This is a genomic window from Parapedobacter lycopersici (assembly GCF_024643285.1).
GTDB classification, from domain to species: domain Bacteria; phylum Bacteroidota; class Bacteroidia; order Sphingobacteriales; family Sphingobacteriaceae; genus Parapedobacter; species Parapedobacter lycopersici.
On record NZ_JAMSLW010000003.1, the window covers coordinates 1 to 15773 of the forward strand.

At 50.7% G+C, this 15773-nt stretch carries 13 protein-coding genes; 6 read left to right on the forward strand and 7 right to left on the reverse strand.

Translation table 11 applies throughout. The features are described 5' to 3' along the window. Nucleotides 1-113: 113 nt before the first annotated feature. The 5 genes from NEV57_RS06785 (at nucleotide 114) to NEV57_RS06805 (ending at nucleotide 8988) form a co-directional block, all read left to right on the forward strand. On the forward strand, nucleotides 114-3470 hold the full coding sequence (locus tag NEV57_RS06785) for a SusC/RagA family TonB-linked outer membrane protein (RefSeq protein ID WP_257657554.1): 3357 nt from the start codon (nucleotides 114-116) through the stop codon (nucleotides 3468-3470). Between the two features lie 18 nt (nucleotides 3471-3488). Continuing rightward, nucleotides 3489-5036, forward strand: a complete 1548-nt coding sequence (locus NEV57_RS06790) for a SusD/RagB family nutrient-binding outer membrane lipoprotein (protein WP_257657555.1) — start codon at nucleotides 3489-3491, stop codon at nucleotides 5034-5036. Nucleotides 5037-5094: 58 nt separating this feature from the next. After that, entirely contained in the window at nucleotides 5095-6591 is a 1497-nt protein-coding gene (locus tag NEV57_RS06795; protein ID WP_257657556.1) for a mandelate racemase/muconate lactonizing enzyme family protein, read from the forward strand. A gap of 104 nt (nucleotides 6592-6695) precedes the next feature. Further along, nucleotides 6696-7775 (forward strand): bile acid:sodium symporter family protein, encoded by a 1080-nt coding sequence (locus NEV57_RS06800; RefSeq protein WP_257657557.1) that lies wholly within the window; start codon nucleotides 6696-6698, stop codon nucleotides 7773-7775. A gap of 58 nt (nucleotides 7776-7833) precedes the next feature. Continuing rightward, complete coding sequence (locus NEV57_RS06805) at nucleotides 7834-8988, forward strand: mannonate dehydratase (protein WP_257657558.1); 1155 nt, start codon at nucleotides 7834-7836, stop codon at nucleotides 8986-8988. Between the two features lie 53 nt (nucleotides 8989-9041). On the opposite strand, the gene mnhG is transcribed toward NEV57_RS06805, so the two are convergent. From mnhG to NEV57_RS06840, 7 genes are read right to left on the reverse strand one after another with little or no spacing between them, the layout of a single operon-like run. After that, a complete protein-coding gene (gene mnhG, locus NEV57_RS06810) occupies nucleotides 9042-9452 on the reverse strand; it encodes a monovalent cation/H(+) antiporter subunit G (protein ID WP_257657559.1) in 411 nt (136 codons plus the stop codon). Further along, a complete protein-coding gene (locus tag NEV57_RS06815) occupies nucleotides 9445-9720 on the reverse strand; it encodes a cation:proton antiporter (protein WP_257657560.1) in 276 nt (91 codons plus the stop codon). The genes mnhG and NEV57_RS06815 overlap by 8 nt, the downstream gene beginning before the upstream one ends. Next, nucleotides 9717-10193, reverse strand: coding sequence for a Na+/H+ antiporter subunit E (locus NEV57_RS06820; protein ID WP_257657561.1), 477 nt, complete (start codon nucleotides 10191-10193; stop codon nucleotides 9717-9719). The genes NEV57_RS06815 and NEV57_RS06820 overlap by 4 nt, the downstream gene beginning before the upstream one ends. A gap of 17 nt (nucleotides 10194-10210) precedes the next feature. Next, nucleotides 10211-11719: a proton-conducting transporter transmembrane domain-containing protein gene (locus NEV57_RS06825; RefSeq protein ID WP_257657562.1), complete on the reverse strand. Its 1509-nt coding sequence runs from the start codon at nucleotides 11717-11719 to the stop codon at nucleotides 10211-10213. Next, nucleotides 11716-12072 (reverse strand): Na+/H+ antiporter subunit C, encoded by a 357-nt coding sequence (locus tag NEV57_RS06830; RefSeq protein ID WP_257657563.1) that lies wholly within the window; start codon nucleotides 12070-12072, stop codon nucleotides 11716-11718. Before NEV57_RS06830 ends, NEV57_RS06825 begins: the two co-directional genes overlap by 4 nt. A gap of 4 nt (nucleotides 12073-12076) precedes the next feature. Beyond that, the gene (locus NEV57_RS06835; protein WP_257657564.1) at nucleotides 12077-12490 is read right to left on the reverse strand and encodes a Na+/H+ antiporter subunit B; all 414 of its coding nucleotides are present in this window, start codon (nucleotides 12488-12490) and stop codon (nucleotides 12077-12079) included. A 2-nt stretch (nucleotides 12491-12492) separates the two neighbouring features. Continuing rightward, entirely contained in the window at nucleotides 12493-14802 is a 2310-nt protein-coding gene (locus tag NEV57_RS06840) for a putative monovalent cation/H+ antiporter subunit A (protein ID WP_257657565.1), read from the reverse strand. Nucleotides 14803-15159: 357 nt separating this feature from the next. On the opposite strand from NEV57_RS06840, the gene NEV57_RS06845 reads away from it, so the two are divergent. Then, nucleotides 15160-15687: an RNA polymerase sigma-70 factor gene (locus NEV57_RS06845; protein ID WP_257657566.1), complete on the forward strand. Its 528-nt coding sequence runs from the start codon at nucleotides 15160-15162 to the stop codon at nucleotides 15685-15687. The last annotated feature ends 86 nt before the right edge of the window (nucleotides 15688-15773 follow it).

The window sequence follows — 15773 nt, forward strand, 5'->3', positions numbered from 1 at the left end:
TACCCTTATCCGATTTTCTAACAATAAAAACCAAAGTTATGAAAAAAAGAGAACTATGCAAACAAGTTCTTCGTACTCACTTCTTTGACCAGTTTAAACAAATTTTTTATTTCTTGAACTACGCAATCCTTTTGACGCTTCTATTGACGTTGAATGTGACGGCCAAGAGCTATTCCCAGGGGGAGAAGATTGACCTGGCTGTTGAGGACGTCAAGCTGAAGCTGGTTTTTCCGATGCTGGAGGAGCGCGGGAAGATTCGGCTGATGTACAGCGAGGATGGGCATTCACTGGAACAACTGGTCACCATTCAGGTAAAGGACACCCCGGTACTGACGGTATTGGATATGCTGCTAACCAACACCAACCTCGAATACCGGGCATTGGATGATAACCTGGTTGTAGTAAGACGTAAAAACGTCCAGCAGGACATCACCGTACGCGGAGCGGTCCGGGATGCCGATGGCCGGCCGCTAAGCGGTGTAAGTGTCACCGTGAAGGGGACAAACAACGGAACGGCTACGAACGACAATGGCCAATTCGAACTCACTTCCGTACCGGTGGATGCCGTACTGGTATTTTCTTATGTCGGGTTCCAGTCCCAGGAAATCCCGGTAAATTCCCGCAGTGAGATTTCCGTGGTTTTAACGGGCGATTCGAGGGAACTGGGCGAAGTAATCGTCACTGCGTTAGGAATCGAACGGGAGAACCGGCAGCTGGGGTATTCTGCCTCGTCGGTGGATACGGACCAGTTAACGGGCAGCCGGACAACCAATGTCGGCAATAGCCTGGTGGGCAAGGTGGCCGGATTAAATGTGTCGGCAGCACCGACCGGGCCGGGCGGATCATCCAAAATCCGGTTGCGGGGACAGTCGTCATTCGGTGGCAATAATGCGCCGCTGATTGTCGTGAATGGTGTGCCGATCAATAACGCGCCCCAGGGGGGTGCCAATGCATCAGGCGGGGGAAACGCCGGTGAATTGAATACGGATTTAGGCGACGGACTGCAAAGTATCAATCCCGATGACGTAGCGTCAATGACCGTGTTGAAGGGTGCCGCTGCTGCAGCATTGTATGGATTCCGGGCGAAAGACGGTGCCATTATCATTACCACAAAAACCGGCCGTAACCAGCAGGGTATCGGTATTTCCTACAGCTTGAATTACCAGGCTGACCAGCCATTGGATTACACCGATTTCCAGTATGAATTCGGTCAGGGAGAATACGGTATCCGGAATAAAACGGTAGAAGATGTGCGCAGAACAGGGGTGTGGAGCTTCGGTCCCCGGTTCGACGGGGCACCGATCATGCAGCACGATGGTGTGGAACGCCCTTATGCACCTTATAAAGACCGGGTGAAAGATTTTTACCAGGTGGCTAATACCTTTACCAACTCGCTGGCGATCACCGGTGGCAACGAAAAAGGTAATTTCAGGCTGTCGTTTGCCAATACCAATGCAAACAGCATTGTCCCGAATTCCGAATTTGACAAGAAAATCATCAACCTGGGGTTGAATTATAACCTGACGGAGAAGCTGTCGACGCAGGTCAATGCCAACTATTCCAATGAATTCAACGACAATCCGCCGGTGGTCAATCAACAGGCGTTTAACGTGAACCAGACGGTATACACATTGGCTAACAGCGTTGACATGCAATGGCTGGAAAATGCCTACAAAGATCCGGAAACCGGCAATGAGATCAATCCTGCGCGCTTCACGGACCGGACCAACCCATATTGGTCGATTTATGAACGGTTTGAAACGCAGAAACGTGACCGGTTGTTCGGCAACCTGACACTTCGCTACGATATCGCCCCTTGGGTGTGGGTACAGGGACGCATCGGGCAGGACTTTTTTACCAGCGTCCGCCACGCCAACCGGCCTACGGGCACAGCCATGCTGCCAGTGGCTCCTACCGGATTCAACGGCAACTATTTCCAGAACACCAGTACGTTCCGGGAGCGTAACCTCGACTTTCTGGTAGGCCTGAACCATGAGATCGGCGTCTGGGGTGTGGATGCCACATTCGGCGCCAATTCCATGGACCAGCAATCGGAACGCATGGGCACCTCGGTCACGAATTTCTTTATCCGTGATTTATATACCGTGGACAACGGCCAGATCAAAAACCCGAATTATTCGTACTGGCATAAGCGGGTAAACTCCGTATTCGGAACCGTTGATTTTTCCTTCAACGACCTGTTATTCCTCAACCTGACCGGACGGAACGACTGGTTCTCTACCCTGAACCCGGCATCCAACAGTGCCTTCTATCCATCGGTGAGCACCAGCTTTGTTTTTAGCCAATTGTTTGAGACATTGCCTAACTGGCTTGATTTCGGTAAGCTACGGGCTTCTTATGCAGAGGTGGGGGGCGACACGGATCCATATACCAACGCGCTTTACTACAACATTGAAGACAATTCCTTCAACGGTGTGCCTTTGGGTGTCATCACTTCCGACGTAAGCCCGAATGCCTTCTTAAGGCCGCTCACCGTAAAAGAGGTGGAAGTCGGTCTTGACGTGCGGATGTTTGACAACAGGCTGTCCCTTGACGTAGCTGCGTATAATAAGCTGACTGAAGACGAAATTCTCAATGTGGATGTTTCCAATGCCTCGGGATACGGCCAGACGCTGGTCAATGTGGGCAAACTGCGCAATAAAGGGGTCGAAGTATTGCTGCGTGTTACGCCCATACAGAACGACCGGTTTACCTGGGAAACCGCATTCAATTATGCGTTGAACCGCAGCGAAGTGCTGCAGTTGGCGGATAACCAACAGCGGTTCGATGTGGGTACCGGCGAGTATGTGGGGATGGTATCCCATGAAGTGGGCTTACCCATGGCGTCGCTGCGGGGAGTGGACTACCTGCGTAACGAGCAGGGCGAGATCATTACATCAAACGGCCTGTTCCTTCCGGGAAGTATCGTAACCTATGGCAGTGCGATTCCACCCCATACGGGAGGCTGGTTGAATACGTTTACCTATAAAGGAATCCGGCTGTTCGCTCAGATTGATTTTAAGGCAGGCCATAAGATGATCTCGAATTCCAATTTCAACTGGACACGCCACGGGCTTCATAAGAACAGTCTTGTTGGCCGCGAGACGGGCGTTGTATTCCCAGGGGTCAATTCGGACGGATCACCAAATGCCACACCGGTGGAGGCCGAGCTGTTTTATAGTCAGTACCGGTCGGCCAACGTGGCAACCCCCTTTGTGTACGACGCCAGCTTCATCCGCTGGAGAACGCTGTCAATCGGATATGATTTCGCTAAGTTTATGCGGGATAACTTCTTTGTCAAAGGCTTGAATCTCAATCTGTTTATTAATAATCCATTGATTATCAGTAAACGCGTTGATAACCTGGACCCGGAAGTACAGTATTCGACATCCGATCTGCGGTCGGGTCTGGAAACCCACGCACTGCCAACGACCCGGACGTACGGACTGAACTTGAATGTCAATTTTTAGCAGCAAAATCTGATTAACATGAAAAGGAAACTAACATTTATCATCGTTGCGCTGCTGGTGTCCGTTAACATCAGTTGCGACAAGGATTTTGAAAAAATAAACACGAATCCATCGCTGGCTAATGAACTGAATCCCGAGTATTTATTTTCGAATGCACAGCGGTTATCTGCGGCACCGTCTTATCACTACGAAGGCGAGATTGTACAGCACATCAACACCCCATATGGGGGTGTCCTTGCCGCCGGAAATCGGAACATCATCAATGATCAGCATTCCAATGCGCTGTTCAATACGATGTACACCGACCCGATCCGGTACCTGACGGAGGTCATCAACAAAACCCGGGAGAATCCGGCGGCCAGCAATCTGCATCACATGGCACGTATCTGGAAAGCGTATTGTTTTCAGCGGCTGGTGGATACGTATGGCGATGTGCCATATTCCGAAGCGGCGTTAGGCTATACCGACGGTAATTTTTTACCTAAATACGATGCATCGGAAGTCGTTTACGATGCGATTATCCAGGAATACATTACCGCAACGGATGCATTAGATCCCGCTCAGGGAACGATCGGCGCGGCCGACCTGTTTTACGGGGGCAATATTGAGCAATGGAAGCGGCTCGGAAACTCGCTGCTGCTGCGCATTGGCATGCGCTTTACCAAAATTGATGCAGCACGCGCAGAATCGCTTGTCGCGCAGGCGGTAGACCCCGCTAGGGGTGGCGTAATGGTTTCCAATGCCGACAATGCATACATTCAGCTCAATGAGATCTTTACGAACAGCACATCCAATGCGTTGCTCGCGGGTGAGCGTGCTAATTATTATGTGGGCGAAGCATTTGTTAACTTTCTCCGGAACAACCACGATCCGCGGCTGCGGTTGATTGCGGTCAAATATGAAAACCCATCGAATCCGCTGGCGACGGCCGGAGCGGCCAATACCAATCCGGAGGATCAACAGGGTATGCCTTATGGCTACGATGAGAGTGCGATTGAAGATGCACCGGGTTTCCCGGGTAAGATCGGGTCGGCTTTCAAGTATTCCCAGTTTAACCGGGCGACCGTTATGCGAATCGATGCGCCGGAATACCTGGTCAGCTACTCGCAGACGCTGCTGCTCCTTGCGGAAGCCAATTACCGGGGGTATGTCAGTACCGGTGATCCCGCCGATTATTATGCCGATGCGATCGCAGCGCATATGGCGCAGGATGATTTATACGGCACGCCGCTGAATGTCTCACCGTCCGAACTGGAAGATTACCTGAACGAACCGAACATAGCCTTTGATCCCGCCAGGGCGCTGGAACAGATAAATGTACAGTACTGGGTGAGCTCTTTCAGGAATTGGGGGGAAGGCTGGGCGAATTTCCGCAGGAGCGGCTATCCGACTTTGACACCGATTAATTTCCCGTCACAGGACCCTTCAGTAACCAATGGCGATGGCTTTATCCACCGGTTGGTGTATCCCCTGCGGGAAGTTTCGGTGAACAGCGCCAATGTGCAGGAAGCCATCGGCCGTATGGGTGGAGACAACTTGGGTAACCGTGTCTTTTGGGATCAATAACCATGTATTTTAGGAGATATTAATATATTTAAAACTTAACTGATTTAACATTTAATTTATGAAACGCGTCCTACAACAGATTATCGAAAAGAACAAAACAGAAGAAAAACAGCGGGTACAGGAAATACAGGCAGAACTTGCCCACCCAAATACAACCAATGCCCGGCGCGATTTTTTGAAAAAAGCCGCTATGGGCGGATTGGCCATCGGCGGATTTATGAGCATGTCCATTGAGGATACATTGGCTCACACGACTTCCCGGGTGAACCGCAGCTCCGCACCATCCGACCTACGGATTACCGACCTGCGTTACTGCGTAACCGCGGTTATGGGCCGTACCGCCATTATCCGTATTGAAACCAATCAGGGGATCTATGGATTGGGCGAAGTGCGGGATGGGGCGGATGTGCGTTATGCCCTGTTTCTCAAGAGCCGCATTCTGGGTGAAAACCCCTGTAATGTAGAGCGGATCTTCAAAAAGATCAGGCAATTCGGCGGGCCGGCACGCCAGGCGGGTGGTGTGTGCGGGGTGGAGATGGCACTCTGGGACATCGTTGGTAAAGCATACGGGGTACCGGCATGGCAGCTACTCGGGGGCATGTACCGCGACAAAGTCAGGCTTTATGCGGATACACCGGAAGGTGGATCACCGGAAGAGCAGCGTAAACGTATTGAATACCGGGTAAAGGACCAAGGGTATACCTGGCTGAAGATGGATGTTTCCATCGGGGAGCTCCGGGGGATGAAAGACACGGTGGTTAACGGAAAATTCTGGGAAAATGACCGGGGGAACCTGAGTCAATGGGGGGCCAATGATTACATGTCTTACGCAAACCGCATGCACCCGTTTACGCAGGTACAGATTACCGAGCAAGGGTTGGAAGAACTGGCGCAGATTGTGGAAAACGTACGGAATCTGACCGGATATGAGATTCCCATTTCGACCGACCATTACGGCCACTTTGACCTCAATAATAACATCCGGCTGGCTAAAGCGCTTGAGAAGTACCGGCTGGCCTGGTTTGAGGACATGGTACCGTGGCAATACACCGAGCAGTGGAAGACAATTACCGAAGCCATTGAGACACCGACGATTACAGGAGAAGACATCTACCTGCTGAAGGACTTCAAACCGCTGATCCATGAGCGTGCGGTGGATCTGATCCATCCCGACCTGGCTTCTTCGGGTGGCCTGCTGGAAACCAAACGCATTGGTGATTATGCGGAAGAATTCGGTATCGCCATGGCCATGCACCAGGCAGGCACACCGGTATCGTTCATGGCCAACGTACATTGCGCGGCAGCGACCGAGAACTTCCTTTCATTGGAACACCATTCCGTGGATGTGCCCTGGTGGGAAGACCTCGTGGTTACGACGGACGGCCGGAAGCTGATCGAAAAAGGATTCGCCAATGTGCCGTTGGAGGCACCCGGACTCGGAATTGAACTCAATGATGAGGTGGTAAAACAGCACCTTCACAAGGAAGATCAAAGCTATTTCCAGCCGACACCGGAATGGGATCAGCTGCGTTCGCATGACCGTACCTGGAGTTAGGGATTGATTCCCACGTATTTTTTATACTTAGGGTGTACCGGCGCTAAATGTTTATTACATTTGGGATAACCGCCGGTACCCCTTACCGGTATAAAAAAACGATTATGATACAAAAACGCATTTACACCATCCTGCTTATTGCGGCGGCCTGTTCATTAAGCTGGGCCGTGGCACGTTCATTCATGGGGCACATCGACACTGCCGGCCCGCTGTTCATTTTATTTTTTGTTTTGCTGGCCATCGGCTTACGCGGTTATGCGTCGCTTAAGGGGTTCTCGTATACGGTCGTGATTTTTGCCGCCGTGACCGCCGCGCTGTATTATCCCGATTATTTTCTGGAGCTCCGTGGGTTCACATTGGCGGCCTTGATTACGCCGCTTATCCAGTTGATTATGTTCGGAATGGGGACTTCCATGAGCGTGCGTGACTTTGCAGGGGTAGCGAAAATGCCCAAAGGCGTGATCATTGGTGTCGTCTGCCAGTTTACCATTATGCCCTTAATGGGGTACACACTCGCCAGCCTTACGGACTTTTCCCCTGAAATTGCCGCGGGAATTATTTTGATCGGCTGTGCACCGAGCGGTATGGCTTCCAATGTCATCTGCTACCTGGCTAAGGGTAACCTGGCGCTGTCCATAACGGTTACGTCCCTGGGAACGCTTATGGCCCCTTTTATGACGCCGTTGCTTATGGGCTGGCTGGGCGGATCGTTTATTGAGGTGGATGTGCTCGCCATGATGTGGGATATTTTCAAAATGGTCATTATTCCGATCGGACTCGGATTAGTGGTAAACCGGATGTTGCGTAATCATTCCAATATTATTAACCGGATTATGCCCCTGGTTTCGATGGCGGGCATTGCTGTTATTATTGTGATTATTACGGCAGCGGGCCGTGACAGCCTCTTAACCATCGGACCGCTGTTGATCCTGGTAGTGTCTATGCATAACCTCTCCGGATATACACTGGGCTATTGGGTGGCGCGATTATTCAGGCTGAGTGAGCAGGATTGCCGGACCATTGCGATTGAGGTAGGTATGCAAAATGGCGGACTGGCATCGGGAATCGCCAAGGAAATGGGAAAAATTGCCACCGTTGGTCTCGCACCCGCTGTCTTCGGTCCGTTGATGAACATCACCGGGTCGGTACTGGCATCGTGGTGGCACCGGAAACCAATAACTTAAACTCGCGGCGTGGAGACACATGAAGCGGCCGCGAAAATTTAATTAACGAAATAACATCATGAAAGATAATCGTAGGAATTTCATTAAGAAAGGAGCCGCATTGGCTGCCCTGGCGGCTTCGGGCGGCGGGTTGGCAAACGCTGCCCAACCATTACCATCCGCAAAAGCACAGCAACGGCTTTCGGAAACCGTACAGGACGCGGGGATGGAAATGAGCGAGGCCTATTTCTGGGGGCCGGATGAACGGCGCGTCACGCTGGCCAAACAGCTGAATGTATTCGGTGCGGTAGCCGGTGTGAATCCACGGGTGGCCGGACTTGAAAATGCCGTACCCTGGCATTACGAAACCATTAAGGCGGTTAAAGACGCGTGGAAAGAAAAACACGGACTGAATTTCAACGTGGTGGAGGGGCCGCCCACACTGGGTTCCAAAACCAAGCTCGGGCTGGATGGCCGTGATGAGGAAATCGACAATTTCATTGCCTTCATGAAAAACCTCAAGCGGGCGGGCATTGATGTAATCTGTTACAATTGGATGCCGGTGATCAGCTGGGCCCGGACGGATAACGAACGGAAGGGCAGGGGTGGTGCGCTGATGACGGCATTTAATTACGACGATGTCAAGGATCAGCCCCTTACGGAATACGGGGAAGTGTCTAAGGAAACCATGTGGAAAAACCTGGAATATTTTCTCCGCGCCGTTGTGCCGGAAGCGGAAAAAATTGAAATGAAGCTGGCCATGCACCCCGACGACCCGCAGGTGCACAACATACGAGGTATTTCGCGGATTATGAATACCGCGGACAATTTCAGGCGCATGCTGGATATTGTGAAAAGTCCGTACAACGGGATTACGATGTGCCAGGGTAATTTTGCGCTGATGGGGGTGGATATTCCAGCCCTCATCCGTGAATTCGGCAAACGGGATGTGATCCACTTCGTGCATTTCCGCAACGTGCAGGACCTGAGCGGTGTGCTTCCCAGCACCCACTTTGTTGAAACGTTCCATGACGAGGGGATGATTGATATGTACGATGCGATGCAGGCCTATTACGACATCGGTTTCCGCGGCCCGATCCGCCCGGACCACGTACCTACCATGGCCGGCGACAGCAACGATCATCCGGGGTACAGTACGATCGGTGCACAGTTTGCATTTGGTTATATGCGTGGCTTGATGACCGGCGTGGCCAAAAACGGCCGAAAGGCATAGACTGCTGTGGGTAAACCGGTTTTAGCGATCCCGCTATCCGGTTTACCCCTTGGCTAACCCGCCTGGTCCGGCCCTTCGCCGGCTGCTGCCTGTTTTGCCTGCACGTCTTTATTACTGCTGCTGAGCCGGTGACTGTCTTTGTCATACATTCCCTTCAAATCATCGCGGACAGTGCCTTTCCATAAGGTGGTGCCGATCAGGTAAGCCGTACGGCCGATCATGTGTGCGGCGACGGGTGCGGTGAGCAGCAGGAAAAAACCAATGGCTACCGCCTTGGTGGTTACCGATACCTGGGGAAAGAAAATAGCCAGGCTAAATAGCAGCAAACCGCTCCCCAGTGTTGCGGCCTTTACCGTTACCGAGAGGCGCAGGTAAAAATCGGGCATGCGTAAAATGCCAATGGCCGCAATCAGGATGGCAATCACGCCGATGGTACTCAATATGGCGATAATCAGGTCAGTCATCTTGGTCTTTTTTCTCCAGGTAAAATGAAAAGGCAATGGTGCTCAAAAAGGCAATCAGCGCCAGAATCATGGCTACGTCCATAAAGGTGGACTGCTGCGTACTGATGCTGTATGCGGCAATGATACTCACCCCTATGGTAATGAGCAGGTCCAGCGCAATGACGCGGTCAACGATCGTCGGTCCCTTAAAAAGCCGGATAAATACCAACAACAGGGAGATCGCCAGAATGGGCAGGATTACGTAATCTATGTATAAACTTAAACTCATCGTATAATCTCCAATAGGCGCCTTTCAAATCCATTTTTTATCTGCCGGATGAATTGATCCTTATCTCTGAGGTACATGACGTGGATATACAGTACCGTCCGGTCTTCGCTGATATCCATAATCAGGGTGCCGGGGGTAAGGGATATCACGGTGGAAAGCATATTGATCTCAAAATCGCTCCGTGCGGCCATGGGATACCGTACGATACCCGGCTGCATGAAGAACCGCGGGGTAATCACATCATACGCTACCTGCAGATTGGCTTTAACCAGTTCATAAAGAAAATACAGGATAAAGCCGATGATTTTGGGTACCCGGTTGAAATACCGTTGGTCGTCTTCGTTCCGGTTCATCAGCCATAGTATGAAGAAGCCCAGCAAGAACCCCAGGTAAAAATTGGAGAAATACAGTGAACCGGTAAGTGCGACCCAGATAAAGGCCAGCAAAAGATTCATTAAAAACTGTTTGACCATGGCACGTTTTTTTGTGACTAACTTTTACCCAATACTGCCCGGATATACGGGGTGGTATCCATCATTTCTGATGCAATGCGTTGCACCACCGCTGTAATGTTTTCAGCGCCTAGTCCGATATACAAAGATATAAATGCCAAAAAAGCGATGGGCGTAACCAGCAATGTTTTTTTTCCGATTCCCATCCGCTTGAAGCGGTCCTCGGGTGATGTGTCGTCCAGCGGGGCACGCTTCCAGAAAACATCGGCCCACATCCGGGAGACAACATACAGGGTGACCAGGCTGCCAATGATGATGGCTGCGATCAGTATGTACTGGCCGGTCATAAACCCGGCTTCAAATAAATAGATCTTGGGCCAGAAACCCGATAATGGCGGTATCCCGATCAACGAAAAGAGTACGATCGCGATCAACAGCGACAGCCGGGGGTATTCGGCGTACAACCCGCCCAGCTTTTCCATGTTCATGGTGCCCCGCTGCTGCCGAATCAGGCCGGCAATCAGAAAGAGGTTGGTCTTTATGATCATGTCGTGAAACAGGTAGAACAACGCACCCATCAGGGCAACTTCTGAAAACAAGCCCAAACCACCGATCATAAAACCGATATGGCAGACAATCAGGTAGGAAAACATACGCCGGATATTCCGTTTGATGATGGCACCGAAACTACCGGTGAGTATGGTCAATACGGCCAGGATGATCAGTAGCGTACGGATAAAATCATCCGGGATAAAAATCAGGGTAAATACCCGGAATAAGGCATAAATACCAACTTTGGTCAGCAACCCGCCGAAGATGGCCGCGACGGCAGACGGCGGGGTATGGTACGACGATGGCAGCCAGAAATACAGTGGAAATACGGCTGATTTGATCCCAAAGCCCAGGATGAAAAAGATCGCTGTGACATCGACCAGGATGCGGTGACCGACCAGGGGTACTTTCATCGCCAGGTCGGCCATGTTCAATGTCCCGGTAATTCCGTACAGCATACCGATCCCGGTCAGGAAAAAGGTAGAGGCCAGAATATTCAATGCCATGTATTTGACTGCCCCCTCGAGCTGTGCTTTTCGGCCGCCGAGGGTCAGCAGCACAAACGAGGAGATAATAATGACCTCAAACCACACATACAGGTTGAAGATATCACCGGTGAGGAAAGCGCCGTTGAGGCCCATCAGCAAAAAGTGCAAAATGGGGAAATAGCCATATTGCATCCGTGCCCGCGCAACCCCAGCTGCGGAGAAGAGGGAAACCGCCAGCCCGGCAAAGGATGTGAGCAGCACCATGCTGCTGCTGAACACGTCGGCAACGAATGTGATGCCAAACGGGGCTTCCCAATTAGCGGCCTGCATCACTAATATGCCGTTATTCCAGACCCGGGTAAACAACCCGATGGCGGCCAGCAGGACAATAAAGCTCCCCGCAATGCTGATGATCCGTTGTGCAACGGTCCGCCGCCAGAAAAACAGCAACAGTACCGCCGTAAACAAATGCGCAATTACAGGCAATATGAGGTAATTATTGATCATATATCTTCGTCTTCCGGGGTATTCAAATCATCAAGGTCGTCTGAATTAATCAGCACGTATACGCGTTTCAACAATACAATAGCAAACGACTGGATGCCGAAACCGATGACAATGGCGGTCAGGATCAACGCCTGCGGGATGGGGTCCGCGTAAATGTCGGTAAAGACCTTGGCGGCTTCGTCGATGACGGGCGGCTGCCCTTTGGTGATCCGGCCCAGCAGGAAAATAAGAATGTTTGCTCCATTACCGAGCAGCATGATGCCAAGCAGTAATTTGACCATACTCCGCCGGAACAGCATGTAAATGCCTGCCGCATAGAGTAATCCCATCAAGATGACCAACAAGATTTCCATACAATCACTCGTTATATTGGGTAATGGTAAACAATATGGTGAGGACGACGCCAATCACCACCAGGTAAACCCCTAAATCGAAAAACAGTGCGGATCCCACCATTCCGATTACCGGTATCGGTTCATCGATCCAAAGTCCGGTCATGACAGGCAGTCCGAGCAATACAGGAGCGAACATGCTGAGCGTAGCCAGAGCCAGCCCAGCGGGAATCAGCACGGCGGGATGGTACCGCATCAGTTTCAGTGTGTTTTCAGTACCGTATGTAAACCCATGCAGGACAAAAGCGATGGAGGCGATGAGCCCGCCAACAAAACCACCGCCGGGATGGTAGTGTCCGCGTAAAAGGATGAACACGGAAAACAGCAACAATATTGGAAGCAGGTAACTGGTGGCGGTTTTTAAAATCGTACTTTTCATAGTTACTCCTTTTCAGTGGCCCGTAATCTTAATTTCAATAAGCTGTATACGCCGATGGCGGCGATGCTGAGTACGACAATTTCGAACATGGTATCAAACCCCCTGAAATCTACCAGGATTACATTTACCACGTTTTTGCCCTTTGCCAGCACATACGCATTATCGCCGTAATAGTTGCTGACCTCTGTACGGATAGGTTCACTGAGTACCAGGAGACCGATCAGGGAGATGATACAGCCGAATAGGGTGGCAATGATGCCATCCCTGATCTTGACGCTGTTGTTGGCAAAATTGAGAAACGGCGGGAGCCTGAATAACACCAGTACAAAGAGTACAACGGTGAGGGTATCAATCGTAAACTGTGTCATTGCTAAGTCCGGCGCACTGTAAAAAACAAACATCAGGCAGATGCAATAGCCGACAACACTGGTTGCCGCGACGGCAGTAAGCCGCGAGGAGGTGGTAACGGACAAGTACAGGCCACCAACCAGGATTGCGCCAACGACAAGCTCATAGATGCTGACCGGCGACACGGTACCCAGGTCGATGACAATTCCATCGGCCGTAAGCAGCCGGAAGGCGAGCAGCAGGATGGCGAAAACCACGATCCGCAATAAGTACACCCGGAGGTAACCGTTATGCATGGTATTGGTATACCATACCGACAACTTGATGATACTGCGATAAAGCCTGCGGAACAGCTGTTCAGGCGACAAAGCATTAAAACGTGTCAGTGCCGACAGGCGCTGCTCCGACGGTTTCCGTACCCAGTAAAGCAGCGCTCCCAATGCCAGCGTTACCCCGCTTAACAGTAACACGAGGTTAAATCCGTGCCAGATTTTCAGGGGGGCTACGGTAGTCAGCCGGGTCATCGATTGTGCGGCGGGATGGAGCAGCACTTCACCTATCCACGCGGGAAAACAGCCGAACAGTACACCCAGGAGGCTCAGGAGCACCGGAGGGATCCAGAGCAGTCCATGGGGCAGGTGCACCCCTTTAAACTGCTGCGGGAGTGATCCCGCAAATGGCTTAATGCCTGCCAGAAAGCCGGCATACAGCAGGAAGATGTTGGTTAATACCGCCACGGCAGTAAGTACAAAACGTAATATGCCCGGTGAATGGAGTGTAGCCTCATAAATGAGGTCTTTGCCAATAAAGCCGAAAGTGAGCGGCAGACCGGCGCTCGACAATGCCGCCAGCAGTCCGCCGATCGCCAACGGGAGCATGACGTGGCGCAATCCCGCGAGCTTTGTGACATCACGGGTGCCGGTCTCGTGGTCAATGATACCCGTGGTTAAAAACAGGGAAGCTTTGTAGAGGGCGTGGACGAGGATAAAGACCGATGCAGCCACTAATGACTCCGGCGTGCCGATACCGATAAGGAACACTAAAATACCCAACGCAGCGATGGTGGAGTAAGCCAATATCCCCTTAAGGTCGGTGCGGAAGATGGAATGAAACGCGCTGTACAGCATAGTGACCCCGCCTACGATCAGCAACGTATACTGCCAGTAATCGCTGCCTCCCAGCACAGGCGAGAACCTGGCCAGCAGGTAAACACCTGCTTTGACCATGGTGGCCGAATGCAGGTAAGCCGATATCGGGGTTGGTGCCTTCATGGCCCCCGGTAGCCAGAAATGAAATGGAAACTGGGCAGATTTGGTAAATGCGCCCGCAAAGACCAGCAGCAGGATTAACCCGTACAATGCATGGTTTTTCAGTCGTTCGGCGTTATCCGCCATTTCCTGTATGGAATAACTGCCGGACAGGTGCCCCATTAAGATCAACCCGGCCATCAGCAGCAAGCCCCCGCCCCCGGTAACTGCCAGGGCAATTAATGCGCTCTTCCGCGATACGGGATCGTCGTTGTTGAAACCGATGAGAAAAAACGAACTGATGCTGGTCAGTTCCCAGAAGATAAATAACAACAGGATATTATCGGATAACACCAATCCCAGCATGGATGCCATAAATAGACTCAGGTAGGCATAAAAGCGATCGAGGTAAGGGTGTCCTTTGAGGTAAGATGAGGCATATAGAAAAACAAGCGACCCAATACCGGTAATCAGCAGGCTGAACAGCAATGCCAGGCCGTCGAGGTGAAAATCCAGGTTAATTCCCATGGAAGGCACCCATGGATAATGAAAAGAAACAGGTAATCCGGACCGGATAACCGGAATGTAACTGAGAAAATACAAAAATAAGCTGATTGGCAGTAATGAAACTGCTATTGCTGCCTGCTGCCTGAAGAATTTACCGAAAGGAATAAACAAAATGGAAACGATCAGGCCTGCAAGTACTGCTATCAGCATTCGATACTTAATTTAATGTTGAAAGGGCACTAAAATAGGTAAATTTCGCGAAAATCCGTTAGGAAATGGAGATAAAAGGCGAAATTTTGTCCAATTAACAAATAAGTTGCTTGCAATAATTTTTTGATTATATGGCTTTGATTACTACCTTTGACCATTCCGATTATAGCCTGATGTGATTACAGGCGGTTGAACTTGTCGGTCTTTGTTCATATTTATTTGTGCTATTTCCCATTCATTGCGTTTGCATCGCCCAAGTGAAAGCAAATGCATGAACGTCACGTGCGATTTACCCCAACTACAGCGATTCCAGATGGCTGTGATACGTCCAATAAATTATTAAATGGAAGAAGATACATGTTGTCGGTAGAAAAATTATTTAAAGAGTACTATACCCGCCTTTGTCATTTTGCCTGGCAGTTATTAAACGATAAGGATGCGGCAGAGGATGTGGTACAGGATGCTTTTATGGTCTACTGGAATAATCGGGAAACGATTATTGATAACGATGTAGCGATTAAGAATTTTCTATATGCCGCGGTCCGCAACGCCTGCTATAACGTGGTCCGCAGGGAGAAAGTAACACAGCGTTTCCAGCTGCTTCATCAAATAGAAGAATTGGAGGAATCCCAGGTGTTGGCCAATATCATCCGCTCGGAAGTGATGGTGGAGATCTACGGGATTATGCAGTCGATGCCGGCTGGATGCCAGGAGGTCTTTCGGCTGGGTTACCTGGAAGGGCTGTCAAACACGGAAATTGCCGAGCAGCTGGATATTAGCGTAAACACGGTGAAGACACAAAAACAGCGTGGATTAAAGCTGGTGAAAGGCAAACTCAACCCCGAGCTGTTTACGTTGCTGCTGCTATTCCTTGTCGGAAAATAAATTTCATTTTTTTGTCACCCCGATTTTCACTTTTGGTTTCTTTACTCATACCAATAAGACCGCCATTTCGGTATAACGGTTAAAAA

Bases quoted from the DNA above. Each gene is read 5' to 3' on its own strand.
- mnhG (WP_257657559.1), bottom strand. From the start codon at position 9,452: ATGACTGACCTGATTATCGCCATATTGAGTACCATCGGCGTGATTGCC.
- NEV57_RS06805 (WP_257657558.1), top strand. From the start codon at position 7,834: ATGAAAGATAATCGTAGGAATTTCATTAAGAAAGGAGCCGCATTGGCT.
- NEV57_RS06830 (WP_257657563.1), bottom strand. From the start codon at position 12,072: ATGGAAATCTTGTTGGTCATCTTGATGGGATTACTCTATGCGGCAGGC.
- NEV57_RS06840 (WP_257657565.1), bottom strand. From the start codon at position 14,802: ATGCTGATAGCAGTACTTGCAGGCCTGATCGTTTCCATTTTGTTTATT.
- NEV57_RS06815 (WP_257657560.1), bottom strand. From the start codon at position 9,720: ATGAGTTTAAGTTTATACATAGATTACGTAATCCTGCCCATTCTGGCG.
- NEV57_RS06825 (WP_257657562.1), bottom strand. From the start codon at position 11,719: ATGATCAATAATTACCTCATATTGCCTGTAATTGCGCATTTGTTTACG.
- NEV57_RS06845 (WP_257657566.1), top strand. From the start codon at position 15,160: ATGTTGTCGGTAGAAAAATTATTTAAAGAGTACTATACCCGCCTTTGT.
- NEV57_RS06835 (WP_257657564.1), bottom strand. From the start codon at position 12,490: ATGAAAAGTACGATTTTAAAAACCGCCACCAGTTACCTGCTTCCAATA.
- NEV57_RS06790 (WP_257657555.1), top strand. From the start codon at position 3,489: ATGAAAAGGAAACTAACATTTATCATCGTTGCGCTGCTGGTGTCCGTT.
- NEV57_RS06795 (WP_257657556.1), top strand. From the start codon at position 5,095: ATGAAACGCGTCCTACAACAGATTATCGAAAAGAACAAAACAGAAGAA.
- NEV57_RS06820 (WP_257657561.1), bottom strand. From the start codon at position 10,193: ATGGTCAAACAGTTTTTAATGAATCTTTTGCTGGCCTTTATCTGGGTC.
- NEV57_RS06800 (WP_257657557.1), top strand. From the start codon at position 6,696: ATGATACAAAAACGCATTTACACCATCCTGCTTATTGCGGCGGCCTGT.